The following is a 7,440-nucleotide window of genomic DNA, read 5'->3' on the forward strand; positions in this document are numbered from 1 at the left end:
GGCGAAACGCAACCTAGGGTTCTGCATCCCCTTTCTGTTGACAATCGCGACGTTCGGTTTTGACTTTATTTTTTGCGGTGTTTTTCAGCATGTGTGCCGGAGAGTACTCAGGTTCTCCCCGCGAATGCAGGCTGACTGGTGTTCGGACGGATCCGATCAGTATCACCGTCGCAACCTGTTATGGACTCCCGGCTAATTCTGAGAATACGACAGCGTGAGCATGTCCGGCATGCACTGGCTGTTCGGTGACAACTTGAGGGGAATAAAAATGGCGACAGCCTATTCCGGTTCGCTACTGGTCGTAGATGACGACAAACACATTCGCGTGGCTATGGCGGATTATCTCCGCAGTCTCGGTTATCGCACTGAAACAGCAGGCGATTGTTCAGAAGCCATTCAGCGAATGGAAGAATTCCCGTTCGAAGTCGTGGTCTGTGATGTGAATCTGCCCGATCGTGACGGATTCGAACTCCTGCAGTGGTCACGAGAAAACTCACCCGATGCCGAAGTTATTTTGCTTACGGGTTTCGGAACAATCGAAAGCGCTGTCGAAGCGATTCGGATGGGGGCGTTCGACTATTTCACTAAACCCGTTATTGACGACGAGCTGAGTCTGTCGATTGAACGGGCGATTGGTCAGCGGCAGCTGATGCAGGAGAACATTAAGCTCAAGGCGCAGCTCAGTCAAAAACACGGACTTTCCAGTATCATCGGTAAGGACTACAAGATGCTGCGAATGTTTGAACTGATCGAAAGTGTGGCAGACACGCGAACGACAGTTCTGATTCTGGGTGAAAGTGGTACCGGTAAGACGGTGACTGCACGCAGTATTCATCATTTAAGTGATCGTACTGATCGTCCGTTCGTGGAAGTGGCATGTGGTGCTTTGCCGGACAGTCTGCTGGAAAGTGAATTGTTCGGTCATGTAGCGGGAGCATTCACCGGAGCCACTCACAACAAAGTTGGTAAGTTCCTTCAGGCTGATGGCGGTACACTGTTTCTGGATGAAATCGCGACTGCTTCACCTCAGCTTCAGGTTAAACTTCTTCGAGTGCTTCAGGATCGGGAATTCGAACCTGTCGGCGGCAATGAGACGCATAAAATTGACGTTCGTCTTGTTCTGGCTACCAATGAGAATCTTGAGCAGGCCGTTCAACGCGGTGAGTTTCGTGAAGATCTGTATTACCGCATCAATGTCATCACGCTGACCCAGCCCTCACTTCGTGATCGAATCGGCGACATTCCTTTGCTGGCAGAACACTATCTGACACAGTTCAATGATCACGCCGGACGCAGCATTCACGGTATCGACGATCAGGCCATGCAGGCTCTGCAGCAGTATCACTGGCCCGGCAATGTGCGTGAACTGTTGAACGTTCTTGAACGGGCTGTCGTGCTGTCACCCGGTGATGTAATCACAAAGAGTGATTTGCCCGAAAAAATTTGCGACCTGCAGGGACCGGTGGCAGGTGCGGACGCTCAACTGGGAACTGAATCTCTTAAGACAGCTCTGACGCTTTCGGAACGTCAGTTGATTGTCCAGGCCCTGGAAGCCAATGGATGGAATCGTCAAAATACGGCCAGGACACTGGGGATTAACCGCACAACACTTTACAAAAAGATGAAACGATACGACATCGATTTTGAATCCGTGTATAAGCACGTCTGAGCATTCGATGGTGCGCAAAATGAGTTGTCCGGACAAAGAGTCCACCATCAGGTTCGTGGGTTCCAGGATGAGTTCCGCAGTAAGCGGATGACGTCAGGGCAATTGAGTGTTCAACCATTTGTTGAACAGGATATTGGCAGACGTTTTTGATCTGCGTGGTCATGGATTAGCCTGACCGAATCCGGCCTACACGAGGTGTTGATTGTTTTGTGTCGGGCATCGACTCAGCGACCAACGGATGCCGTTTTCGCGGACCAGTGAATTTTCGACTGCGGTTTCCTGATACCATCACATTATTTCCCTGCCACCTCACACAGCCCGTCGTCGCGCAACCGGCCTGGTAACCGGGGCGGATCTGCAGGTGAAATTATTGTGAGCAGAATAGGTCTTCCGGCAATGATCTCCTTCTGCGGAATGCTAAACTGGACATGAGAGTCCGGTTCAACGATTTCAAATCCTCCCGGAACGGCTTTCAGCCGGCGTCCAGGGGCCGCATGGTTTGTGAATTGAAACTACAGTTTCCAGGAGAATAATTATTCATTCCGATGCTGTCTCAGAGCTGATTCGACGACGCCGAAGCATCAAGCCGTCACAGTTCAACACTCAACGTATTGATGATTCTGTGATTTCAGTGCTGTTGGAAAACGCCAACTGGGCTCCGACACACGGGATGACCGAACCATGGCGATTCTTCGTGTTCAGCGACACTGCAAGAGAGTCGCTTGGTCATGAACTGGCCAGGATTTATCGAATCGTCACTCCGGTGGATATCCTGAAGCCGGCAAAGGCTGACAAACTGGTTGAGTCGTGTCGGAGGTCTTCGCATGTCATTGCTGTTGGGATGAAGCGTCAGGAGAGCCGGAAGATTCCTGAAGTTGAAGAAATTGAGGCGGTAGCCTGCGCTGTGCAGAATTTACACCTCACGGCAACTGCCTACGGTCTGGCAGGTTACTGGTCGTCCGGAAAGGCAGTCTGCAGCGATCAGTTCCGTGATTTTTTGGGACTTGCGTCCGATGATCGGATTCTTGGTCTGTTCTATCTGGGCTTTACCGACGACGAGTGGCCGGACGGTGATCGTTCACCCGCAGAGGATAAGATTCAATGGTTCCGGGGATAGTTTGCTCACCGCCGCGTTAACAGTGCGTTGAAAAACGACAGGTGGAGACCGGATCCTGCCAGATACAACATGGGCAGCGGAGTGTTTCACTTACAGACACCGAATACTGAAACATCACCGCATCACTCGCCCCACGCTGCCGGTCCGGGATTTAACCGGCTGTTCAGTTTGCTGAGCGAAAAGAACGACTGACCAGCATGCTGCCGGTGATTTTCGGCAAACTCAGAAGTTCCTGTGTTTATTCACCGGATGCTTTACTTTCATCAACCGTTGCAGCGAGTTGTCAGTTCATAGACTGGCCACTCGTTTCCGCAGTGGTTGCAGTGGAATCCGACGATCGTTGCTGTTCCCGGGATGGGTTTGTGATTCTGACGACTGAGCACCGCGTCTTTAAGTTCCAGCGGTTCCACGTCTGTGAGTTCACAATCGGGACATACGCCGTTGTTGCGGATCATGCGAGCACGGTCTGACGGTGCCGTGAAACGACCACTAATCAGGATTGCCCTGCTCCGAGGGGGGAATGGAAGAATGTTGGGACGATCTGTGTCCATGACATCCCGCTCCCTGACCACAGGTTCTTCCAAGGGGGCGAACAATCGCAAATGTGTGCGAGTCATTGTGAATCTTCCCTGAATCACATTGATGAATGTGCGCTTCACACGGAACTCAATTGAGCAATCCTTCGCTCGAATTCGCGCGTGATTTTCTGACCAAGTCCATTAACTGTATGCGGATAACCTTGCTCGCTCAAGTTCTTCTCTTCGAGTTTTAATATCGGAGGAATATGGGGTTTTTGCATGGTTTGTTAAACTGAGGGGATTGATGCTTGGTGGTTTTAGGGATCCGTACCAGGTTCATTCTGTAGGGACTAGTGGTGCTGTCCGCACGTGGGCTACAAGCCACAACCAGACACGGTTGATGCTGTTATAAGCACTCTTTCACGCGAAACAGTCGGGCTGATGCGGGCCGTTTTCCCGTTCCGTGTGTCGTTGGGAACCTGTTAAACAAAACAGCTAAGACGGTATGCATCCGGAGTCGGCTGTAACCCAAATCCCGTCACCTGGCGAGCCATCATTGATGAGGGGCAGAAACAGACAAAGACGGAATTGTGGAGTACTTTCGGCAGATTCTGCCACTGTCAGGAAACGTCCGGAATCAAACGACCAGTGGAATTGATCACGTTCTTCTTATGTCAGTACTCGTTCGACACGTGCCAGCTGACAGCGCGTCGCAGCCGGACATTGAGTGGCAGGTCAATGGACTGAGTCCGATTTTCGGTACTGCCGGACAACAGCAGGTCAGACAGTCGGTCATCAGTGGTGCAAACAAAATGTGGGCGTCTGTTTTTCTCTATTTGTTTATTCTCAGCGGTATTTGTTAAGCAGTCCGAACAGCCGTGACAGAAAGCCTCGTTTTTTTTCACTCGGTTCTGTGGTGGATTCATCCCAGCCACCCTCAGCGTTGCGCGTCCATTTTGTCGGTATACCTTCGAGTGTGATTTCGGTTCCCGCACCATGGTCGACAAATTCAAGCAGTTCGGCAACGATCCAGTACGATTCCTCCTGGTCTTCAAAGTACACGTTGAAAGCTAAATCCTCCTTCAGTTTGCCGATCAGCTGAACATTTGTGACTGACGGCGTGGTGACGCCCGAGACCTGGCCGGTTCGGCCGCTCAGTCGGGATTTTTTTGTTTCCGAGGCAGCGATCACACGAACGTTGTCACCGAAGGTGATTGGCTGTGCCGCTGACATGGGCATCTCCCGTATGGGGCGACTAGGGGGAACTACGTCTTTGATTTGTTTTTCTGGCCACGAAATCAGGTCGCGTTCAGAGAGTGTATGCTCCGAAATTTTTTAGCCCTGTCTTGTCATCCGACGGAAGGCCAACCGGTGGAGTTGACCATTGCAATTTGAGCCGATCGGGGCGGAATTCCTAAACATTTCAAGCCAGTCGGGTGCACGGTCAAATGAGGCGACCAAAAAGATCTCGCATCTTCAAGTCGACTCTTTCCCGCCGAATCGACGGACCGGACGCAAAAGGCTGCTGTCGAACGAGGCGCCGGTGAAGTTTTCATACCTCAATCAGTGCGAGGGACCAAAACGTTTCACGTTCTTACTGAATTAGGATGAGAACAATGTCAGTATCCCGTAGATGACAGCCATGCCGATCAGAATTTTGACGAACATTGTGGCGGACGCTCTGAAAATTCGTTGAGGCAATTCATAGCGGGTTGCGCAATAAACCAGACTGATCGAGATCGCCAGGGGAACTGCATAAAAAATAGTTGGCATCAAAGGTTTCTCGAGGCGTCAACGGGCGCTGTCAGTCATTTTGGGTGTCGTCTTCATCTCCATAGCCGTAGGCAGGGCCGTCATAGGCGTCCCAGATGGCCATGATGTTCAGTAGTCCTGCTACCCATGTGAAGACACAGGCGATGTCAAATTTCTGGTTCAGGCGGCTGTGCATTCGGTCCAGTTCTTCATTGTCTCGGGGAGCCTGAAACCAGTTGAGGAATGGACGTTTTGTGGTACCGATCAACTGCCTGGGGCGACCTGATTCATCGGGAGTTATCTCACAAAGAATCTCCTGTTGAGGCGATCCGAACACCGGTCGTCCAAGGATTGGCGAATCGTTCAGTTGGAAACTGACTTGTTCACCATCCTTTGTGGTTCCGGACACCGTTCCGGTGGCTCGCTGGTCCCGCACCGGGTCATAAGTCAGTTCACCGCTGATTGCCAGGTTTCGCTGACTATGATCGGGATCTGTGCCCAGAACGTGTCCCTCGAAGGTCACAATCAGGGGGTCTGTCTGTTCGTAGGGCTTGTTATTGCCCGACCCATATCTCCACGACTGGACCACGGCCGGCAATGCCGGGGCGCCCACGAACATTTGAACATAATAGCCCAGACTTCTTTCGGTGTGATAACGCCCCTGATTCATCTGGGCAGATACCGTACCGCCAATGGCGGTACGGATGACCTGGCAATACACGGGCTGTCCTTCCCCAAGAATCAAGCCTGCGAAAAATGTAGAAAGAATGCAGATCGCAAAAATACCGCCTTTGAGTCGGCGACCCTGATAAAGATGACCGGCCCCGGGAAGCAGGAATGCCAGGACGGCTGCCAGACCGCGGGAGCGAAATCTGATTCTGGGATCTCTCATACAGAGCGTGCCGTGAACGGTTAAGGAATGGGCAACGACGTTACGTTGGACCGCAAACGCTGACACAATGTCCAGCGTCGCAGCCTGCTTCGGAATCATATTTCCGAAGTCCCTTGAGATGCCAGAGAGACCACGAAACTCTGCTCGGGATTCGCAATTCCTCGAATTCGATGCATTTTGTAGCAAAAATCGCGAGATGTCTGACCGGAGTTTCCCGACTTTATTTGTGTTGCTCTGACCGACTGGTTACTGGCAGTGAGAAGCTGTGAGGTGGGCTGGACAGGTCTCATCTTGATTGGCAGAATGTTTTGCCCTTTCTCCATTCCCGGGAGATTGAGTGAGGACGTGTAGATCAGCTGGTTAGATCGCAGCTCTGATAAAGCTGAGGTCGGAGGTTCGAGTCCTCCCACGTCCAATGTGGGGTCGTCCGATCTGGCCGGTTGCCTTTCGACGTTCATTGGTTGATGAATATAGATTGAATTTGGGGACGTAGCTCAACTGGGAGAGCGCCGCCCTTGCAAGGCGGAGGTTGTCGGTTCGAGCCCGATCGTCTCCACTGACCTGAATCTTGTCAAAAAACAGATTCAGACTGTTGACGGTGTGAACCGTCGCCGATACAGTGTTTTGCCCGCGATTTTGAACCTAAGTCAAGTTGCGGCAACGATCTTTGACAATCAGAAAAAGTCTAAGTGGCATCTAAACTGCGTTTTCCGGAGTGGACACCGGCTGCCTTATGGCAGGTCCGGATTCCACTTCCGAGCAGTATCGAAACAAGTGCCGACTTGTTTCGATGAATGAATCGTTACCGTGTCGGTCTAAGGTCTTTGGTCAGCTGACCGTGGATCTTGGTGGCCAGACACGAAAGGGCGTGTGGGGGATGTCTTGGCGTCAATTGGCGATGAAGGGCGTGGAAGGCTGCGAAAAGCCTGGGGGAGCTGTCAAACGAGCGTTGATCCCGGGATTCCTGAATTACCGTATACTGAATACATAGGTGTACGGGGCGAACGTGGTGAACTGAAACATCTAAGTAACCACAGGAAAGGAAAGCAACAGCGACTTCCTTAGTAGCGGCGAGCGAAAAGGAAATAGCCTAAACCGTCGGCTTGTCCGGCGGGGTTGTGGGGCTCACATATGAAGTTACAAATTCGGCGGCTAGAAGAATCCGATGGAATGCGGAACCACAGAGGGTGATAGTCCCGTACTTGAAAGCTGACCGAACTTCGTGAGGTTCCCCGAGTAGGGCCGGTCACGTGAAACCCGGTCTGAATCCAGGAGGACCATCTCCTAAGGCTAAGTACTTATTGACGACCGATAGTGTAAAGTAGCGCGAGCGAAAGATGAAAAGCACCCCTTCTAGGGGAGTTAAAAGTACCTGAAACCACACGCTTACAAGCTGTCGGAGCACATTTATGTGTGACGGCGTGCCTTTTGCATAATGATCCGGCGAGTTACCGTCGACGGCCTGGTTAAAACCTTCAAGGTTGGAGCCTCA

6 protein-coding genes, 2 tRNA genes and 1 rRNA gene are annotated in these 7,440 nt (G+C 51.7%); 5 read left to right on the top strand and 4 right to left on the bottom strand.

All coding sequences use genetic code 11. The features are described 5' to 3' along the window. The first annotated feature begins 268 nt into the window (after nucleotides 1-268). Nucleotides 269-1,669, top strand: a complete 1,401-nt coding sequence (locus tag MK110_19320; protein ID MCH2213458.1) for a sigma-54 dependent transcriptional regulator — start codon at nucleotides 269-271, stop codon at nucleotides 1,667-1,669. Nucleotides 1,670-2,291: 622 nt separating this feature from the next. After that, nucleotides 2,292-2,786, top strand: coding sequence for a nitroreductase (locus tag MK110_19325; protein MCH2213459.1), 495 nt, complete (start codon nucleotides 2,292-2,294; stop codon nucleotides 2,784-2,786). A gap of 263 nt (nucleotides 2,787-3,049) precedes the next feature. On the opposite strand, the gene MK110_19330 is transcribed toward MK110_19325, so the two are convergent. The 4 genes from MK110_19330 to MK110_19345 form a co-directional block, all read right to left on the bottom strand. After that, entirely contained in the window at nucleotides 3,050-3,403 is a 354-nt protein-coding gene (locus tag MK110_19330) for a hypothetical protein (protein ID MCH2213460.1), read from the bottom strand. Between the two features lie 747 nt (nucleotides 3,404-4,150). After that, nucleotides 4,151-4,537 (bottom strand): hypothetical protein, encoded by a 387-nt coding sequence (locus tag MK110_19335; protein ID MCH2213461.1) that lies wholly within the window; start codon nucleotides 4,535-4,537, stop codon nucleotides 4,151-4,153. Between the two features lie 369 nt (nucleotides 4,538-4,906). Beyond that, nucleotides 4,907-5,077, bottom strand: a complete 171-nt coding sequence (locus MK110_19340) for a hypothetical protein (GenBank protein ID MCH2213462.1) — start codon at nucleotides 5,075-5,077, stop codon at nucleotides 4,907-4,909. 31 nt (nucleotides 5,078-5,108) lie between these two features. After that, nucleotides 5,109-5,948, bottom strand: a complete 840-nt coding sequence (locus MK110_19345; GenBank protein ID MCH2213463.1) for a hypothetical protein — start codon at nucleotides 5,946-5,948, stop codon at nucleotides 5,109-5,111. Between the two features lie 341 nt (nucleotides 5,949-6,289). On the opposite strand from MK110_19345, the gene MK110_19350 reads away from it, so the two are divergent. The 3 genes from MK110_19350 to MK110_19360 form a co-directional block, all read left to right on the top strand. After that, a tRNA-Ile gene (locus MK110_19350) sits at nucleotides 6,290-6,363 on the top strand. Nucleotides 6,364-6,431: 68 nt separating this feature from the next. Continuing rightward, nucleotides 6,432-6,504 (top strand) — tRNA-Ala (locus tag MK110_19355). Nucleotides 6,505-6,798: 294 nt separating this feature from the next. Beyond that, nucleotides 6,799-7,440 (top strand): 23S ribosomal RNA (locus tag MK110_19360); the annotation flags it as partial.

This window comes from Fuerstiella sp. (assembly GCA_022447225.1).
GTDB lineage: Bacteria > Planctomycetota > Planctomycetia > Planctomycetales > Planctomycetaceae > S139-18.

Coding starts and splice junctions, on each gene's coding strand:
- MK110_19330 (MCH2213460.1), bottom strand. CDS start 3,403: ATGACTCGCACACATTTGCGATTGTTCGCCCCCTTGGAAGAACCTGTG.
- MK110_19320 (MCH2213458.1), top strand. CDS start 269: ATGGCGACAGCCTATTCCGGTTCGCTACTGGTCGTAGATGACGACAAA.
- MK110_19335 (MCH2213461.1), bottom strand. CDS start 4,537: ATGTCAGCGGCACAGCCAATCACCTTCGGTGACAACGTTCGTGTGATC.
- MK110_19340 (MCH2213462.1), bottom strand. CDS start 5,077: ATGCCAACTATTTTTTATGCAGTTCCCCTGGCGATCTCGATCAGTCTG.
- MK110_19345 (MCH2213463.1), bottom strand. CDS start 5,948: ATGAGAGATCCCAGAATCAGATTTCGCTCCCGCGGTCTGGCAGCCGTC.